General features: G+C 74.8%; 12 protein-coding genes. 8 read left to right on the top strand and 4 right to left on the bottom strand.

Features of this window, described 5'->3' with window-relative positions:
- The first annotated feature begins 15 nt into the window (after positions 1-15).
- The 4 genes from rbfA to MTF69_RS23905 all read left to right on the top strand — a co-directional run bounded on the left by rbfA (position 16) and on the right by MTF69_RS23905 (position 6819).
- Positions 16-480 (top strand): 30S ribosome-binding factor RbfA, encoded by a 465-nt coding sequence (rbfA, locus tag MTF69_RS23920; protein WP_243337548.1) that lies wholly within the window; start codon positions 16-18, stop codon positions 478-480.
- Positions 480-1388 carry a tRNA pseudouridine(55) synthase TruB gene (gene truB / locus MTF69_RS23915; RefSeq protein WP_243337546.1) on the top strand — a complete coding sequence of 303 codons (909 nt, stop codon included), beginning with the start codon at positions 480-482 and terminating at the stop codon, positions 1386-1388. Before rbfA ends, truB begins: the two co-directional genes overlap by 1 nt.
- 320 nt (positions 1389-1708) lie before the next feature.
- Positions 1709-5806: a serine protease gene (locus tag MTF69_RS23910; RefSeq protein WP_243337537.1), complete on the top strand. Its 4098-nt coding sequence runs from the start codon at positions 1709-1711 to the stop codon at positions 5804-5806.
- 56 nt (positions 5807-5862) lie between these two features.
- A complete protein-coding gene (locus MTF69_RS23905) occupies positions 5863-6819 on the top strand; it encodes a bifunctional riboflavin kinase/FAD synthetase (protein ID WP_243337535.1) in 957 nt (318 codons plus the stop codon).
- A 123-nt stretch (positions 6820-6942) separates the two neighbouring features.
- Here the strand turns inward: MTF69_RS23905 and MTF69_RS23900 are convergent, their stop codons facing one another.
- The 3 genes from MTF69_RS23900 to eccE form a co-directional block, all read right to left on the bottom strand.
- On the bottom strand, positions 6943-9834 hold the full coding sequence (locus MTF69_RS23900) for an SCO5717 family growth-regulating ATPase (protein ID WP_243337533.1): 2892 nt from the start codon (positions 9832-9834) through the stop codon (positions 6943-6945).
- A 1741-nt stretch (positions 9835-11575) separates the two neighbouring features.
- Positions 11576-12316, bottom strand: coding sequence for a hypothetical protein (locus MTF69_RS23895; protein ID WP_243337531.1), 741 nt, complete (start codon positions 12314-12316; stop codon positions 11576-11578).
- The gene (gene eccE, locus MTF69_RS23890) at positions 12313-13596 is read right to left on the bottom strand and encodes a type VII secretion protein EccE (RefSeq protein ID WP_243337529.1); all 1284 of its coding nucleotides are present in this window, start codon (positions 13594-13596) and stop codon (positions 12313-12315) included. Before eccE ends, MTF69_RS23895 begins: the two co-directional genes overlap by 4 nt.
- A 260-nt stretch (positions 13597-13856) precedes the next feature.
- Between eccE and eccB the strand changes: the two genes are divergently transcribed.
- The 4 genes from eccB (at position 13857) to MTF69_RS23870 (ending at position 17608) form a co-directional block, all read left to right on the top strand.
- Positions 13857-15443 carry a type VII secretion protein EccB gene (gene eccB, locus MTF69_RS23885; RefSeq protein WP_243337528.1) on the top strand — a complete coding sequence of 529 codons (1587 nt, stop codon included), beginning with the start codon at positions 13857-13859 and terminating at the stop codon, positions 15441-15443.
- Entirely contained in the window at positions 15443-16696 is a 1254-nt protein-coding gene (mycP, locus tag MTF69_RS23880; RefSeq protein ID WP_243337525.1) for a type VII secretion-associated serine protease mycosin, read from the top strand. The genes eccB and mycP overlap by 1 nt, the downstream gene beginning before the upstream one ends.
- A gap of 215 nt (positions 16697-16911) precedes the next feature.
- Positions 16912-17253, top strand: a complete 342-nt coding sequence (locus MTF69_RS23875; protein ID WP_243337518.1) for a hypothetical protein — start codon at positions 16912-16914, stop codon at positions 17251-17253.
- A 46-nt stretch (positions 17254-17299) separates the two neighbouring features.
- Positions 17300-17608, top strand: a complete 309-nt coding sequence (locus MTF69_RS23870; RefSeq protein ID WP_243337517.1) for a WXG100 family type VII secretion target — start codon at positions 17300-17302, stop codon at positions 17606-17608.
- A 160-nt stretch (positions 17609-17768) separates the two neighbouring features.
- Here MTF69_RS23870 and MTF69_RS23865 read toward each other — a convergent pair whose 3' ends face one another.
- On the bottom strand, positions 17769-18014 hold the full coding sequence (locus MTF69_RS23865; RefSeq protein WP_243337515.1) for a DUF397 domain-containing protein: 246 nt from the start codon (positions 18012-18014) through the stop codon (positions 17769-17771).
- Positions 18015-18092 lie beyond the last annotated feature (78 nt).

The raw sequence follows: 18092 nt of genomic DNA, 5'->3' as shown, positions 1-18092 counted from the left end.
GAAGGAGACGGACCAGTGGCCGACAATGCGCGGGCGAAGAAGCTGGCGGACCTCATCCGGGAGGTGGTGGCCGAGAAGCTGCAGCGCGGCGTCAAGGACCCCCGCCTCGGTACGCACGTGACCATCACGGACACCAGGGTCACCGGCGACCTGCGGGAGGCCACGGTCTTCTACACGGTGTACGGAGACGACGAGGCGCGGGTCAGTGCGGCAGCGGGCCTGGAGAGCGCCAAGGGCGTACTGCGCTCCGCGGTCGGCCGGGCGGCGCAGACCAAGTTCACGCCGACGCTGACGTTCGTGGCGGACGCCCTCCCGGAGACCGCCAAGAGCATCGAGGACCTCCTCGAGAAGGCGCGGACCTCCGACGCCCAGGTGCGGGAGGTGTCCTCCGGCGCCAAGTACGCCGGCGACGCCGACCCGTACAAGAAGCCGGATGAGGACGACGCCGACGCCGACGAAGACGGGGACGCATCCGCGTAATGAGCACCAACGCAGGGAAGACTCCGGACGGCCTGGTCATCGTCGACAAGCCGTCCGGTTTCACTTCGCACGACGTGGTCGCCAAGATGCGCGGGATCGCCAAGACCCGCCGCGTCGGCCACGCCGGCACGCTCGACCCGATGGCGACGGGCGTGCTGGTCCTGGGCGTCGAGAAGGCCACCAAGCTCCTCGGCCACCTCGCGCTCACGGAGAAGGAGTACCTCGGCACCATCCGGCTGGGCCAGAACACCCTGACGGACGACGCCGAGGGCGAGATCACTTCGTCCACGGACGCCACCGGGGTCACCCGGGAGGGCGTGGACGCGGGCATCGCCAAGCTGTCCGGCGCGATCATGCAGGTCCCGTCCAAGGTCAGCGCCATCAAGATCAAGGGCGTGCGCTCCTACAAGCGCGCACGCGACGGCGAGGACTTCGAGATCCCGGCCCGCCCGGTGACCGTCTCCTCGTTCCAGGTGTACGACATGCGGGAGGCGGAGGCCGAGGACGGCACCAAGGTCGTCGACCTCGTCGTCTCCGTGGTCTGCTCCAGCGGTACGTACATCCGCGCGCTCGCGCGGGACCTCGGCGCCGACCTCGGCGTCGGCGGGCACCTCACGGCGCTGCGGCGCACGCGGGTGGGCCCGTACAAGATCGACCGGGCGCGCACGCTCGACCAGCTCCAGGAGGAGCTGACCGTCATGCCGATCGGCGACGCGGCGGCCGCCGCGTTCCCGCGCTGGCAGCTGGACGCCCGGCGGGCGTCACTGCTGGCGAACGGCGTGCGGATCGACATGCCGGACGAGTACGAACCGGGCAAGGCGGTCGCGGTCTACGGGCCGGACGGGCAGTTGCTCGGGCTGGTGGAGAGCAAGGGCGGCAAGGCCAAGTCGCTCGCCGTCTTCGTCTGACCCGTCTGATCTGTCTGACCCGGCTGGTCCGGCTGGTCCGGCTGTCTGGCTGGCCGGCTGAGACGAACGTCCTGCCGGGACGAGCGTCCGGTCTCCGATTGACGTGGAGCGGTGAGCGCACAGGAACTGCTGCTCACCGCTCCACGACCCCCCTCGGGTAGGTCTCTATCCACCCGGACCCCCTTATTCACCCGTCCGAGCAGGCGCTCGGAGTGAATGGAGGGAGCGTAAGGGGGCGCTTTCGCCACGCGTGCTGTTCCCGCTGATCTTCCTCTGCCTACGGTCGTGCCTACGGGGCACGCGCGGCGGGGAGTGGTGCGGTGACGGCGGAACTGATCAGGATCTGCGATCTCGCCGGGCGGCCGCGGGGGAGCGGGTTCGTCGCGGACGACCGCGGGACGGTGCTCACCAGCCACGAGGCCGTGGACGGACTGGCCCGGGTGGTCCTGCACGGGCCGGCGCCGGGGGAGCGGACCTGGACGGCGGGGGCCTCGGACGTGACCGCCCTGCCGGAGCTGGGGCTCGCGCTCGTACGGAGCGACGGGCTCGGGGTACGGCCGCTGCCGGTCGCGCCGCGGGGGGTGGTGGCTCCCGGGACGTACGTACGGCTGCCCGCGCGGGGCTGGCGCCAGGCGCGGGTGCTCGGCGCGGCCGAAGCCACCTACAGGGCCGCCCATACGGCGACGGACCGCTTCCACCTGCTCCCGGCCGCGCTGGAACTGGCCATCGGGACCGACGGGCGCGACGCGCTGCGGCTCGGCGGAGAGGCCTGCGGGGGCCCGGTGCTGGACGCCGGAACCGGAGCGGTGCTCGCGGTCCTGTGCACCGCTCTGCAGGCGGAGCACCGCTCCGGGGGGTTCGCCGTGCCCCTCGCGGCCGCGGCCGCCGCCGATCCGGGCGGGCCCCTCGCCGCGCTGCTCGAGCGCAACGCCGCCACCGTGCCGGGCTACGGCGCCGACCTGAACCTCGCCGGAGCCCTGCGGCTCACCGGGACCACACTGGGCGCGGCCCTCCCGGCCGGTGGACCGGAGCCGGTGGACCGCCCGGCGATCGCCGCCGAACTCGATGCCTTCACCGCCGGGGACCGCCCGGTCCTCGCTCTGGTCGGCCGCCCCGGCACCGGCCGCACCACCGCCCTCGCCGCCCTGGCGGTCCGCCGCGCCCGCGGCCCGCGGCCGGCCCCGACCCTCTGGCTGCGCGGCGCCGACCTGCGGCCCGACGACACCTCGCTGGCCGACGCGGTGGCGCGGGCACTCACGGAGGCGGGCCGGACCCTGGAGGTGCCGGCCGCCGCCCCGGGGCCGGACCCGGCGTCGGCGCTGGCCGCGCTGGTGGCTTCGGCCGGGCGGGCCCTGCTCGTCGTCCTGGACGGGCCCGAGGAAATGCCGCCGCGGCTCGCGGGGCGGGCCGGGCCGTGGACCGGGGCCACCGCCGCCTGGCTCGTCGCGAGCGGTGCCCGGCTGGTCGTGGCCTCCCGCCCCGAGCACTGGGAGTCGGCCGGGCGGCTCTACCCGCCGCGGATGCTCCGCACCCCGGCCCGGCCGGCCCGGCGGCTGCCGCCGGCGGTCCCGATCGGCGATCTCACCCCCGAGGAAGCGGCGCAGGTCCGGGCCCGGCTGGGGATCCCGGCCGACGCCGTCGCCGCAGCCGACGCCCGGCACCCGCTCACGCTGCGGCTGCTCGCGGAGCTCCGCGCGGCCGGGGTCACCGCGGGCCGTCCGTCGCGCGACGAGGTGTTCGCCGCGCACCTGGACCTGCTGTGCCTGCGCGTGGCCGTCCGGGTGTCGGCCGCACTGCCGCAGCCCCGCAGACCCGGCGGAGCCGCGGACCCGGCCGGCACGGGCGGGCCGGGTGGGCCGGGCATGGGCGGGCCGGGTGGGCCGGGCATGGGCGGGCCGGGTGGGCCGGGCATGGGCGGGCCGGGCATGGCTGGGCCGGACATGGGCGGGCCGGGAGGGCCGGAAACGGGCGGGCCGGACATGGCTGGGCCGGGCACGGGTGGGCCGGGCGGGTCGGGCATGGCTGGGCCGGGCATGGCTGGGTCGGGCGGGTCGGGCATGGCTGGGCCGGGCATGGCTGGGTCGGGCGGGTCGGGCATGGCTGGGTCGGGCATGGCTGGGTCGGGCACGGGTGGGTCGGGCATGGCTGGGTCGGGCATGGCTGGGCCGGACATGGGCGGGCCGGGCGGGCCGGAAGCGGGCAGGCCGTACACGGCCGAGCCGGACACGGCCGGGGTGTACGGGCCGGGTGCGGGCCGGCTGGCCGTGCGCGTGGCCGGGCGGGTGCACGAAGCCGCGCGGCGCTGTCTGGGGCCGGGCCAGGGGCAGTTGGACCGGGCCTCCTTCGAGGAACTGTTTCCGTGGCGGTCGGGGTGGGCCTCCGCGGTGCTCGCCGAGGGGCTGCTGGTGCCCGCCGGCGAGGGCTACCGCTTCGCCCACGAGGAGTTCGCCGACTGGGTGCAGGCCGCCCACCTGGACCTCCCAGCCGCCCTGGACACCCTGGGCCGCGACGTGCCCCGGCACCGCATCGGGCCCGTGCTGGAGGCCGTGGGCCTGCTTCCGCCCGGGGAGCGGACGGCGGCGCTGCAACGGCTCGTTGCCCTGCTCGGCGAGGACACCGGCCCCGAACCCCGCTGGTGGGCCGCCCGCCTCGTCGGCGAAACCCTCCTGCGCGCCCCCGACGCCACACCCTGCCTCGAGGTCCTGCACGCCCTGGCCGAGCACCTGGCCCGGCCCGCCCCGGCGGGAGGCACCCCTCCCGGGGCGGACCCGCCGCGCCCGGCACCGGCCGCCGCGACGGCCCCGACGCCGGCCGGTGCCGCGGCGTACGCGGGAGCCCTGGGGGGCCCGGGCCCGGCGGCTATCACCGCGTGGGCGGGACCCGGTACCGCCGGGCACCCGGGGGTCCCCACCCGGGGCGGAACCCCGCGGGCCGGCGGGCCCGGTGCGCAGGCCGGGCACCTCCGCCCCGAGGCGGCTGCCGCTGCCGCTGCCGCTGCCTCCGCCCGCGCCGGAAGCAGGGGGAGCGGCGGGACCACCGAATCCGGCGGCCCGCCCGATCCCGGTCAGGGCCGGGAGGACGAGGGGGAGTTCGGGGCGTGGTTCTGGACCCGGGTGCGAGTCGCCGAGGAGGACCGGTTCGAGCTGCTACGACGGCTGGTGCCCCATGACCACCGCCTGCTCGACGCCGCCGCCCGGCGGCTGGCCCGGGCGCCGCGGCTCGTGCAGCCCCTGCTCTGCGGCTGGTTCCGCGACGAGCGGCGGCTCCTCGGCCGGCCCGGGGCCACCGTCGCCACCGCCGCGCAGGCGCTGCTGCACACTCACCGCAGCCTCGCCGTCGACGACCTCACCGAGGCACTCGTCACCGCCGCGCACCCCCGCGCCGACGAGCTGCTCGCCGTACTCGCCGAGGACGAGCCTTCCGCCCTCAGCCGGGCCGTGGACCGCTGGGCCCACGACGAGCGGCCCGGCCGCCGGGTCGCGGCCGCCGCGTACGGGCCGCTCACCGCCCCGCACGTGCGGACCCCCGCCGACCGCGAGCTGCTGCGTTACGCCGCACAAGCCCTCCTCGCCCGCCCCGCGGACGCCTCCCTGCACGGCAGCGCCCTCGGGATCCTGCTCCGCGACCCCCAGGTACGGGCCCGCTACCTCCCCGACGCCCTCGCCTGCTTCCGCGACCCCGGGCGCCGTACGCCGCTGCCCGCTTCCGCGTTGGTCGCCGCGCTCCCCATGCTGCCCGACCCGGACGCGGTGTTCGCCGCGCTGCGGGAGCGGGCCGACGGGGAGGTGGTGCGCGCCCTGGCCGCGCTGACCACGCCGGGCCTCGCGCGACGCGCGGCCGACCTCGTACGGGACCACCTGGCGCGGCACCCGCAGGACGCCGCGCACGCCGCCGAGTTCGTGGACCGGCGGCTCGAACAGGGACTGGCCGCCGCCCCTGTGCTCCGCCCGCTCGTACGGGACCTCCTGGGCTCCGGTCCGCCCCCGGTGCGGGCCGCGCTGGCCGGCGTACTGGCCGCCCCGGGCACGGAGTCCTCGTACACGCTCCGCGGCGAGCTGGCCGAGGAGCTGCTCCGCGAGGAGCTCGACGCGTCGGTGCTCGACACCTTCCTCGGCGCGCTGGCGGCGGGGGCGGCCACCGGCGCACCGGACCGTACCCGGGACCTGCTGCGGCGCACCGGCCGGCAACTGCTGCGGGCCCCGGGCGGACCGGCCGTCTTCGAGCGGCGCACGGTCGAGCTGGCGCGGGCCGAACCGGCCTTCGGCGCACTCGTGGCCTCCTGGCTGGAGCGGGCTCCGCAGGAGGCTGCGGCGCTGCTGGGGCCGAGCGCGCGCCGGACGGTCGAGACCCTCGCGAACAGCGCCTCCCCGCCGGACGACGCCGATGATGGGCAGCGGCCACCGGCATGGCAGTCTTAGACCTGCAATCGGCAACCAGGACAGGGCCTACAGGGTTCGGGCGAGGAGCGGTCACAGTGCAGCGCTGGCGTGGCTTGGAGGACATCCCCCAGGACTGGGGACGCGGCGTCGTCACCATCGGCTCCTACGACGGCGTCCACCGGGGTCATCAGCTGATCATCGGACGCGCCGTGGCCAAGGCGCGCGAGCTCGGCGTCCCCTCCGTCGTCGTCACCTTCAGCCCGCACCCGAGCGAGGTCGTCCGCCCCGGCAGCCACCCGCCGATCCTGGCCCCGTACGACCGGCGCGCGGAGCTGATGGCCGGGCTGGGCGTGGACGCGCTGCTGATCCTGCCCTTCACGGCGGAGTTCTCGCAGCTGTCCCCGGCCGACTTCATCGTGAAGGTGCTCGTCGACAAGCTGCACGCGCTGGCGGTCATCGAGGGCCCGAACTTCCGCTTCGGCCACAAGGCCGCCGGCAACGTCGAGTTCCTGCGGCAGCTCGGTGCCACCTACGACTACGAGGTCGAGGTCGTGGACCTGGTGGAGCGCGGCGAGGCGGGCGGCGGCGTGCCGTTCTCCTCCACGCTCGCGCGCAAGCTGGTGGCGCAGGGCGACATGGACGGCGCGGCCGAGATCCTCGGGCGCCCGCACCGGGTCGAGGGCATCGTGGTGCGCGGTGCGCAGCGCGGACGCGAGCTCGGCTACCCGACGGCGAACGTGGAGACGCAGCCGCACACGGCGATCCCGGCCGACGGGGTGTACGCGGGCTGGCTGACGGCGGACGGCGAGCGGATGCCGGCGGCGATCTCGGTCGGCACGAACGTGCAGTTCGACGCGACCGAGCGGACCGTGGAGGCGTACGCGATCGACCGGGTCGGCCTGGACCTGTACGGCATGCACGTGGCCGTCGACTTCCTCGCCTACGTGCGCGGGATGGCGAAGTTCGAGTCGCTGGACGGGCTGCTGGAGGCCATCGCGGACGACGTGAAGCGCGCGCGGGTGCTGACGGACTCGTACGACGCGGAGCACTGACGGCCGTACGGCCTGTCGGCCGTACGGCCTGACGGGCTGACGAGCGGTTGGACGACGGGCGAGGGCCCGTACCGTCCCGGGGATTCCGGGGCGGTACGGGCCCTCGTGCGCGTGCCGGCTCCGTCAGCCCAGGCGCGGGTCGCGCGGGGGCCCGCCGGGCTGCGGCGGAGCGGGCTGCTGGGGCCAGGGCTGGCCGGGGGTGGGGTAGGGCTGCTGCCCGTAAGGGGGCTGCGGCTGCTGGGGCTGCTGGGGCTGCTGGTGCGGCTGAGGCTGCGGGTAGGGCTGCTGGGGCGGCTGCGGCTGGCCCCAGTGGTTCTGGGGCGCTTGCTGCTGGGCGCGGATGAAGTCCTCGGCGACCAGGGCGGAGAGGTTGAAGTAGGCCTCGCGCGTCTTGGGCCGGAGCATGTCGAGGTCGACCTCGGCGCCGGCCGCGAGGTGGTCGTCGAACGGGACCACGACGACACCGCGGCAGCGGGTCTCGAAGTGCCGCACGATGTCCTCGACCTTGATCATCTTGGCGGTCTCGCGGACCCCGGAGATCACGGTGAGGGAGCGCGAGACGAGGTCGGCGTACCCGTGCGCGGAGAGCCAGTCGAGGGTGGTGCTGGCGCTGCTCGCGCCGTCCACCGACGGGGTCGAGATGATGATCAGCTGGTCGGCCAGGTCCAGGACCCCGCGCATGGCGGAGTAGAGGAGGCCGGTGCCCGAGTCGGTGAGGATGATCGGGTACTGGCGGCCGAGCGTCTCGATGACGCGGCGGTAGTCCTCGTCGTTGAAGGCCGTCGAGACGGCCGGGTCCACGTCGTTGGCGATGATCTCCAGGCCGGAGGGCGCCTGGGAGGTGAACCGGCGGATGTCCATGTACGAGTTCAGGTACGGGATCGCCTGGACCAGGTCCCGGATCGTGGCCCCGGTCTCGCGGCGCACGCGGCGGCCGAGGGTGCCGGCGTCCGGGTTCGCGTCGATGGCCAGGATCTTGTCCTGGCGCTCGGTGGCGAGGGTGGCGCCGAGGGCGGTGGTGGTCGTGGTCTTGCCGACGCCGCCCTTGAGGCTGATCACGGCGATCCGGTAGCAGGACATGACCGGGGTGCGGATCAGCTCCAGCTTGCGGCGCCGTTCGGCCTCGGCCGCCTTGCCGCCGAAGCGGAACAGGCCGCCGCCTCCGGAGGCGTTGTTGCCGCTCTTCGCCTTCTGCTTGCCGCGGAGCAGGCGGTCGGAGGACAGCTCGACGGCGGCGGTGTAGCCGAGGGGGGCTCCGCCGGAGGGCTGGGGGGCGCCGTAGCGGGGGTCGTGCCCGTGGGGGCCCTGCGGGCCCTGGGGGCCTTGCTGCCACTGGCCGCCGCGGGGATCGGCGTACTGCGGCTGCGGTTGCGGTTGCTGCTGTGCGGGCGGGGGGAACCCGGGGCCCGGCTGCGGGGTCTGCTGCGCGGGCGGGAATCCGTACCCGGCGTCCGGCGTCTGGGGCTGGGGCTGCGGCCGGGGCTGCGCGGGCGGCAGGATGTCGTACCCGGCCTGGGGATCCGCGGATGCGGACAACTCGGAGGACCACTGCGGGAGTTCGGTGCCGGACACCGAGCCGGATCCGGTGGATCCCTCGAAGGTGTTCGCTGCGCGCGGCGCCGGAATGACCGTCCCCGCGGGGGGAGTGGGCGTACGCACGACAGCGGGCGGCGTGCCGTGCTCCGGCGCGGCCTGCGCGGACGCGTACGGGTCGCTCAAGGGGCCCCGATCGGCCGGGGACTCGGCGGGCAGGGCGCCGCTCGGGTACGCCGCCGGTGCGGCACCCTCCGTGCCTTCCGCGCCGGTGGGCGCCGGCGCGTACGCCTCACCCGGGGAGCCCTGTGCGGCCTGCGCGTCCGCGGCGGCACCCTCGGCACCCGAACCGCTCGGGCTCTGCGGGCCCGACGCGTACGCCGGGTGGGCGGGCGCGGCGTCCTGCGGCGCGGCGCCGTCGGCGCGGCCCGGCACGACGCCGGCCGAGGCCGCCGGGTACGGCGGCAGTCCGGCGCCCGGGCCGGGCGTGTGGGGCGGGACGGCGCTGTCCGAGGCGGACGGGTACGACGGCTGCGCGGCGTCCGGTGCCGGGGTGTGGGCTGGGGCGGCGGCGTTGTCCGAGGTCGACGGGTAGGACGGCTGCGCGGCGTCCGGGGCCGGGCTGTAGGCCGGTGCTGGAGTCTCTGAGGGCGATGGGTACGACGGCAGGGCCGAGTCCGGTGCCGGGGTGTGGGCTGGGGCGGCGGCGTTGTCCGAGGTCGACGGGTAGGACGGCTGCGCGGCGTCCGGGGCCGGGCTGTAGGCCGGTGCTGGAGTCTCTGAGGGCGATGGGTACGACGGCAGGGCCGAGTCCGGGGCCGAGGTGTGGGCCCGGGCGGCGGCGTTGTCCGAGGCGGCCGACGGGTACGACGGCAGGGCGGTGTCCGGGGTCGGGTGGTAGGCCGGGGCGGCGCCGTCCGGAGCCGGCAGGTGCGACGGCGGGACGGCGTCCGGGGCCGGCGTGCGGAGCGGGGCGTCGCTGCCCGGCGTCGACGGGTACGACGGCAGGGCGCTGCCCGCCGATGGGTAGGGCGGCAGGGCGCTGCCCGCCGATGGGTAGGGCGGGAGGGCAGTGTCATGGGGCGACGGGTACGGCGGGGCGGAGGTGTCTGCCGCCGGAACGTACGGTGCGGCCGGGGAGTCCGCGGTCAGCGCCGTGGGCGCATCGGGGGTGCCTGCGTACGGCATGGCCGGTGCCGGTGCCGGTGCCGGTGCGGTCGACGCCGTGCGCGGAGCCGGCGGGGCGATGCGCATCGTCGGAGGGGTCTCCAGGTCCGACGGCGGCGGCCGGTGGGGCTCGAAGCCACTGCCTTCGGGCAGGCCCGGGATCGCGGCGGCCGCCGGGGCCGCGCCCTGCGTGTACCAGGCCGGCGGGGTGTAGTCGATGGTGAACTCGCCCGTCAGCTCGGGCTCCGCGTCGGACTGATCGTCCGTCGGGACGTCCCACGTCCCGCCGCGCCTCTCGTTCCGATCGCCGCTCACTGGTCCTCCTGATCTGTCGAACACTGGTCCGGCGTCCCACCGCGCCACGCCGGCGCCCAGCCTAATCGTGTCCCGCAGCCGGTATCCGCCCCTGTCGGCCCGTACGCGAGGTCGACCACGGGCCGGAGGCCGCCTCCATCCTGCCCATACGGCCGGGCCCCCGGCCAATCCCGCCCCCTCCGGCCTGCCACACCGCCACGGCCGCCGTGGTCCCGGTCTGCCCGCCGCGCACCGCGCTTTCTGGGCCGCCAGGGCGTGAGCGCCGGTCCCTACTCACCCGTTCCCGCCCTGCGGGTCCCCAATCGCCCCTACTTTGCCGGCGCGACCTTGTAGGCAATGCTGCAACCCGCCCCCCCCGTGCTGCCTGTTCCGCCTACGGGTTCGGGGCTTGCCCGCGCTTGACCCGTAGGGCCCGGGCTTGCTCGGCTTGGCTCGGCCCGCCGGTGTCCGGTGCGCTGCTCGCGTGGGCGGGCGGTGGAGACCCTGCGGGCGAAGTCCCCTACGCGCCCTTCCACCATCCCCCAGACTCCGTCCGGGGGGAACCCAGCCAGGCTTCGCCCGGACCCGGTCCTCAAGCGCCGGACGGGCTGGAGGCACCCCTGCCGGTTCCTGGTCCGCCCCTCCCGGCATTGTCTGTTCCGGTCCTGCCGGATCGGGGCTGCCCGCTCTTGCCCCGGCTCGATCGGATCGGCCCTGCCACTTCCTGGCCCGCCCACCGGGCTTGCCGGGTTAGGGGCCTGTCGGTCACGGCCACACCCGTACCTGCTCCACTGGTTCCCGGCCCACCCCGTCCGGTCCACCGACCACCGGTTTGCCCGTGCCGGTCCGCTGGTTCCCGGCCGACTCGGTTCCGTTCGCCGACGCCGGCCCGCGCGTCCGGGTCTGCTGGTACGCGGCTACCCCGTAAGGAGTTTCCCGGTCCGGGCTGCCGTTTCCCGGCCTGCCCGTTCCGAGCCGGCCGGTTGGCGGCACGTCTGAGCAGGCCCTGCCGGTTCCCCGCTCACCGCCCCCGTCGGACGGTTCCCGCGTGGCCGCCCCGGGCTTGCCCGCTCCCGATCTCCCGGTTCCCAGCTCACTCGTTCTGGCCTGCTGGTTCACCAAACCGCCGGTTCCTTGCCTGCTGGTTCACCGAACCGCCGGTCCCCGTCTGTCGGTTCAGGAGCTGCCGCTTCTCGGGCTGCCATGCACTGAGCGGCCGGTTCCCTGCCTGCCATGCACTGAACGGCTGGTTCCCTGCCTGCCATGCACCGAACGGCCGGTTCCCTGCCTGCCGTTCAGCGAACTGGCGGCTCTCGCCTGCTGGGCAGTGACCGGCTCGTTCCCGGCCCGTCGGCAGGTCGGCTCCACGGTCGTGCATGCTCTGCCCGTTTCCGGTCCGCTCGTCACGGCCACCGGTGCCCGGACCTCCTGCTCCGGCCCGCCGGCCCGTGGACGGCCGGTGGAAGTCCCGAGTGCCCCGCACGCGCAGATCCGCCCAACCGGCATCCCCGAGCCACGATCCCTCGAACCGGTACCTCCCGAGTGTCCACCCCACGACCCAGGGTCCCCCGTGAGGCTGAACATCACGGCCCCCGGGCTCCTGTGGCCGACACCCCGACACCCCAGGCTCCGTGGCAGGCACTCCACCACCCCTTGCTCCGCCGGCGGGCACTCCACCACCCCGGGCTCCGCCGGCCGGCGCCTGGCACCCCGGGCTCCGCACCCGGGATCCGCCCCGGTCAGGGGCCCGCCCGTCCCCGGCTCAGTCGATGCGCCGCGCCGGACCCAGCAGGCCCGTCTCGCCGTCCGTCGGCTGCGTCATCACGAACTGCCGGTCCCGCTCGGTGCACCACAGCGTGACCCCGTCGCCCAGCGTCGGCAGCGGCTCCACCGCCGCCGCGGGCAGCCGCATCAGGCGGCCGAGTTGCTCCGCCTCGTCCGGGGAGACCCGCTGGATGCCGACGAGGGAGGCGTTGTTCACCAGTCGGGGGGCCGCCGGGCTCAGGTACGGGAGCAGGGTCAGGACCGACTGCCAGGGTCCCGCCGCCACCCGGCCCCGCGGCGGTCGCATGCCGCAGTCGCGGATCACCAGGACCGGACTGCCCGCCGACGCGCCCTGCGGCGGCACCCGGCCCACGTCGTGCAGGGTCACGCACTGCTGGCCGCCGCCCGCGGCCTGTGCCAGGCCGGACCACACCTGGCCGCGCCCGGTCTCCACCGTCACCCGCGCGCCCGTGGCGGCCGCCCGCAGGGCCAGGACCTGCGCCGTCCACAGGCCGCCGATCAGCGTGACCTCGTACGGTGTCGGCCGGTTGACGCCGAGGACCGCCGGGCGGCCCGCGGAGTCCACGCCGATGACGACCCCGTCGTCCCCGACCGGCAGGGCGAGCGCGTCCAGCTCCGCCGCCTGCACCACGTGCCGCTCCCGGCGCGGGCCGACCAGCCCGAAGCCGCCCCGCACCGAGCCCGTTCCCGACCTCGTTCCCGATCGAGAGCCCCTCATCGCGCTCCTCCCAGCGGCAGCGACGCCAGCAGTCCCGGCACCTGCTCCCGGTCCAGCCGCACCAGCCCGGCCTTGACTCCCCGGGCCGTCTGTTCCAGTCCGCGCCGTGCGGTGACCAGTTCCTCGTCACTGCGCCCGGTGACCCGTACGTGTCCGGTCAGCGCGACCTCGTGCCGCGCGGCCGGGGTCATCGTCAGGCTGAAGTTCGTCGCCAGCGCCGGCAGCGAGGTCAACAGCGCGACGAACTGCGGCAGTCCGGCCCCGCTCCCGCCCAACTGGGGCCAGCGGCTGATCCAGTACGTGGTGTGCCGCCGGTCGTCGCACCGCCAGGTCCGCGAGGTCTCCTCGGTACGCCGTCCCGTGGCCGCCGACCGCCCCGCCTGGGTGATCGCCATCGGGTTCGCGCACGAGGAGGTGGCCAGCGCGCCCGTCAGCTCCTGCTCCGTGAGCACCGTCGCGCGGAACCCGGCCCCCGCGAGCCTGCTCGCCAACTGGTCCGCGACCCGCACCAGACACCGCTGCGCCCCCGGCAGCCCGCCCCCGCGCGCGGTGACCGCGTCGGGGCACAGCTCGGGATCCAGCTTCAGCGCGATCCACGTGAGGCGCACCGCAGGGCTCCCGGTCAGGGCCTGGAGCGGGGCGTAGTTGCGCGTGGCCATCGACTGGGCGGGCAGGTGCGGCGCGGGCGCCGGCTGGGTGTGCTGCACGAGCTGCGCCGACTCCAGCCGGATGCCGTCCACTTCGAGGACGTCCCGTACGAGGGCCAGCGGCAGCGGCCGCGCCGCCCGGTCGGGCCGCAGCGCGGTGGCGTCCATGTCGACCTGGACCACCGCGGTCAGGAAGGTGCCGTCGCCGACCATCCCGACGGGCCGCCGGTCACGGTCCCGCTCCCGCTCGCTGAACGTGAGCGTTCGCAACGCCGGATCGGCCTCGACGAGCGGGGCCAGCCCCGGCTCCGTGCCGGCCGGCACGGCCGTGGCGGCGGCCCGGCGGCGGCGTGCGCGCAGCGCCAGCGCGCCGCCGATCCACTCGGGCAGCGAGCGCCGGTGCCTGCGTACGACCGCGAGCAGGACGAGGACCAGGGCGAGCACACCGGCCGGCGCCAGCAGCAGCGGCTCCACCACCCAGGCCGCCAACAGTGCGGCCGCGGCGACCTGGAGGAGTACGAGTTGTTGCAATCGGAACGGCCCGAAACGGCCCGGACCGGACTTCGGATGCGGCGTCACTCCGGCGCGCTCGGGTGCGGGCGCCCCGGTCCGCGGCCTCACGGCAGTGGCCATCACTCGCGCACCTCACCTTTCCGGGGTTCGTACCCCTGAGCCCCGGCAGCACGCGCGACAGCCGGCCGCTCGCCCCCGGAATCTCCCCAATCCGCTCCAACACCCCTGTTTCCCCCGGCCCGGAAGGCGTGGAGCGGCTGCCTCACCCTACCCGGCCCCCACCCACCCTCCGTCAAGAGGCATAGTAGGTGGCCGGTCGGACAACAGAGGCCCGGCGACCGTACCCACCGACCGGGCCGTGCGGGGAGAATCAGGCGGCCATGGCCTCACGACGTGACGAGCTCAACGCGTACACCTTTGCGAAGCGACGCACGGTGGCCGCGTTCCTTCAGCCTTCCGCGAGCGGGTCCGAGGAGGGCGCACCGCGACCGCTGCGCGCCGTCCTGCCCGGTGTGATCACCGCGGCGCTCGTCCTCGCGGCCTTCGGAGCCTGGGGGATGTTCAAGCCGACGGCCCCCAAGGGGTGGGACAAACCCGGTGACCACGTCATCGTCGGCAAGCAGTCGACGACCCGTTACGTCGTCCTGACCACCAAGGTCGACGGCAAGGACCAGACGCGGCTGCACCCGGTGCTCAACCTCGCCTCCGCACGGCTGTTGCTCGACCCGAACAAGGCCAAGGTCGTCCAGGTCGCGGACAAGGTGCTGGACGCGGGCAAGCTGCCGCGCGGTCCCATCATCGGCATCCCGTACGCCCCCGACCGGCTGCCCGCCCCGGCGGACGCGGGGAAGGCCAAGCGCTGGGCGGTCTGCCAGCAGCCCGGCGGCAACGGCAAGGGCGTGCAGACGGCCGCCTTCGTCCTGGCCGACCGCGAGGCGAAGCTGATGGACGACCGGCGCCGGCTCTCCGACTCCCAGGCTCTGTACGTCCAGAGCACTGGCCAGGGCAGGGCCCGCTACCTCGTCGACGCGGCGGGCGTGAAGTACAAGTTCCCCGAGGGCACCGCGGACGCGCGCACGATGACCAACGCCCTCGTCGGCGGCAGCGCCGTCCCACAGCCGGTCACCGAGGAGTGGCTGGCCACCCTCGGCTCCGGCGACGACCTGGCCTTCCCCGAACTGCCGGGCAAGGCCGGGACGGCCGCCGGGGTCAAGGGGCTGTCCAGCAAGGACGACAAGGTCGGCATGGTCCTGAAGGCCGTGACCGGTTCCGGCGCGCAGCACTACCTGGTGCTGCCCGGCAAGGTCGTGCCCGTCTCCGACTTCACGGCCTGGCTGATGATCTCCTCGCCCGCGACCGACCGGCTCGACATGCACGGCAAGCCCCACGAGGTGGACCTCCAGTCCATCAACCCGGACCGCACCCCCTTCAAGGGCAACGCGAAATGGCCGCAGAAGAAGACCGACCGGATCAACGAGGTCCGCGCCGGAGCCTCCTCCGCCGGTACGGACGGCCGCCGCGACACCGTCTGCAGCGTGCTGCGCTCGGTCGACGCCCAGGGCGGCCAGACGCTGAGCACCTGGGCCGGCACCGGATTCCCCGTCGACATCACCGCCAGCGGCACGAGCGCCTACGTCACCCCCGGCACCGGCCTGCTCTACACCCAGGCGCAGGGCCGCCAGACCACCGCGGGCGGCGCGCTCTTCCTGGTCACCGACACCGGCCTGCGGTACGCCGTCCAGGCCAACGGCGACAGCGACGCGGCCCAGCCCTCTCCCGGACCGGGCGCGAGCCCCGGCCAGAGCGGGCCGGCCACCTCCGACGGCCGCCCCGCGCCGAGCCAGGCCCAGGCCCGGCTCGGATACGCGGACGTGGTCCCGGTGACGGTGCCCATCGCGTGGTCGGAGTTCCTCTCCAAGGGACCCCGCCTCGACAGCAACTCCGCCCGCCAGCCCCAGGGTTCGTAATGCAGAGCGCAACGGGGAAGCCCACCCTCGCCGCCCTGCTGGCCGCCGCCGCCCTCACCCTGGGCGCGGCGCCGCAGCCCTCGTACGAGAGCCCGCGCGAGCCCTCGTACCCGCTGCGCCTCGCGGGCGCCGGCGAGTGCACCTTCCCGATGAAGAAGCAGATAGAGGACCGCCCCTGGGCGCTCCAGCGGCTGCTGCTGGACGAGCTCTGGGCACAGACCAAGGGCCGCTCCAAGGACGGCAAGAGCGTCCGCGTGGCCGTCATCGACACCGGCGTCGACCGGGTCAACCCGCAGCTCAGCGACGCCCTCGACATCGGGGCCGGCCGCGACTTCCTCGACGCCAAGGGCGACGGCACCGCGGACACCGTCGGACACGGCACCAAGGTCGCCGGGCTGATCGCGGCCCGCCCCCAGCCCGGTACCGGCTTCGTCGGGCTCGCCCCCGAGGCCACGATCATCCCCATCCGGCAGAACGACGGGCAGGGCAACGGCAACGCCCTGACCCTGAGCGAGGCCATCACGCACGCCGTGGCCAAGGGTGCCCAGGTCATCAACATCTCGCAGGACACCGAGATCCCGATGACCCAGGACTCCAAGCTCGGCCAGGCCGTCAAGAAGGCCGTGGAGGCCAACGTGGTCGTCGTCGCCTCGGCGGGCAACGACGGTCTGACCGGCAAGAAGCGCCGCACCTACCCGGCGTCCTTCCCCGGTGTCCTGGCCGTGGGCTCCTCGGACCGCAACAACGAGCGCGCCGCCTTCTCCCAGCCCGGCTCCTTCGTCGGGATCGCGGCGCCCGGCGTCGACATGGTCTCCACCGTCCCCGGCTTCGGCCAGTGCGTGGACAACGGCACCAGCTTCTCCGCCCCCTACGTCGCCGGGGTCGCCGCCCTGCTGCGCGCCAAGCATCCGCAGTGGACCGCGCAGGAGGTGATCTGGCAGCTCCAGAACACCGCCGAGCGCTCCGTCAACGGCCACGACGACTACGTGGGCTGGGGCGTGGTCGACCCGGTCCGCGCGCTCACCCAGTCCGCCTTGGGGGCCGAGCCCCCCAAGGCCCCCGTACCGGACCCCGGACCGCCCCGCGCGGCGGCCCCGGAGCCGGCCGTGATGCACACGAGCGAGACGGCGCGCGAACGTGACGAGCGGCTCGGCACGTACGCGCTGGGGATCGGCGGCGTGCTCATCGCCGTGATCGCCGGGACCGCGACGGTGGTCCGGGATGCCCGGAACCGCAGGCGCCGTTTGCAGTGAACGGTCACGGTTCATCAACAGATCCCAAAGGGCTGTGTTGGGTCGTGCCGATCAACTGACTACAGTGTTCGGAGGCTTCACGACTGTGATCGGGGATTGTGCGTGAAGCGGAGGGGGATCCGGGGGCGCGTGGCTGAAAACCGCCCTCTCGTAGTACCGCTCCGCCGCGCGATCCGCCGGTTCTGTCTGGCGAATTGAGAGATGAGGAGCTTCGGATGACCAACAATTTCGGACTCGCTGATGACCCGGTAAAGCAGGCACTGAACAAGATTTCGGAGACCGCCGACAGCGTCACCCGGCAGTCCCGGGAGCTGGCGGACATCCTCGCCACCGTCAGCGCGGGCTGGACCGGTGTGGGTGCGTCGGGGTTCACCTCCGCGCAGACGGTCGTCAACGAGGACCACGACGCGATCCGCCGGCTGCTCGGCGTCCTGCACAACGCGGTCGGGCAGACCAAGAACCTGAGCAACGCGCAGGACGATGACGTGGTCTCGGCGTTCCAGACGGTCAAGGCCTCCAGCGGCGGTGGCAACACCTCCGCCCTGAACGGCATCTGACCCGCTTCCCCACCCACCTGCCCAGCCCCGTGCGAAGGAGAAGAGCATGACCGCGAACGACGGGCACACCAAGGTCCAGTACGAGAGCCTCCAGGGGATGGCGGACCGCATCCGCATCGTCTCGGACAACATCAAGAAGGACCTCGACGAGATGGGTGCGGCCCTGACGGTCGTCACCGACACCTGGGACGGCGAGGCGCACGCCCAGTACGTCGAGCTGCAGCGCAAGTACAACGGCAAGGCCGACCACATGCGCGCCCAGCTGCGCCTCGTCGCGGACCTCATCGAGCGCGGCAAGAACGACTACCGCGCCACCGACGTGAAGGCCTCGCGCCTGTTCACCGAGGCCTACTAGGCCCGCGGCAGCGCGAAGCACCGCCGAAGACGGCGAAGCACCGCCGAACACGGCGACACGGAGGAAGGGGCGCGCCCGCACCGGGCGCGCCCCTTCCTCCGTCCGCGGGGGCGGGGGCCGTACGGGCCCCAGCGCGGCCCGGCCCTAGCGCGGCCCGGCCCTAGCGCGGACCCCGGTCGAGATCGAACTCCCCGTCCCTGGCCCCGAGTACGAACGCCTCCCACTCGGCCGCGGTGTAGCGCAGCACCGTGTCCCGGTCCAGCGAGGACCGCATCGCCACCGCCCCCTCGGGCAGCCTGGCGATCTCGACCCGCTCCTCGTCGGGAGAGGTGCCGGGCGGGCCCTCCCACTCGACGCCGCTGATGTCGAGCCCGTACAGCTCGTCCTTCTCCTGCTGAGTGCCCATGCGCGGCCTCTCCTTCGGTGGTGCGATCCCTGCCGATTATCGAGGGTGACCGGCCCCGCGCGGGAGGCTTTCCGGAAC

This window comes from Streptomyces sp. AP-93 (genome assembly GCF_022808175.1).
GTDB lineage: Bacteria > Actinomycetota > Actinomycetes > Streptomycetales > Streptomycetaceae > Streptomyces.
Note: the sequence above shows the minus strand (reverse complement) of the source record. Positions and strands in the feature narration are given on the sequence as shown.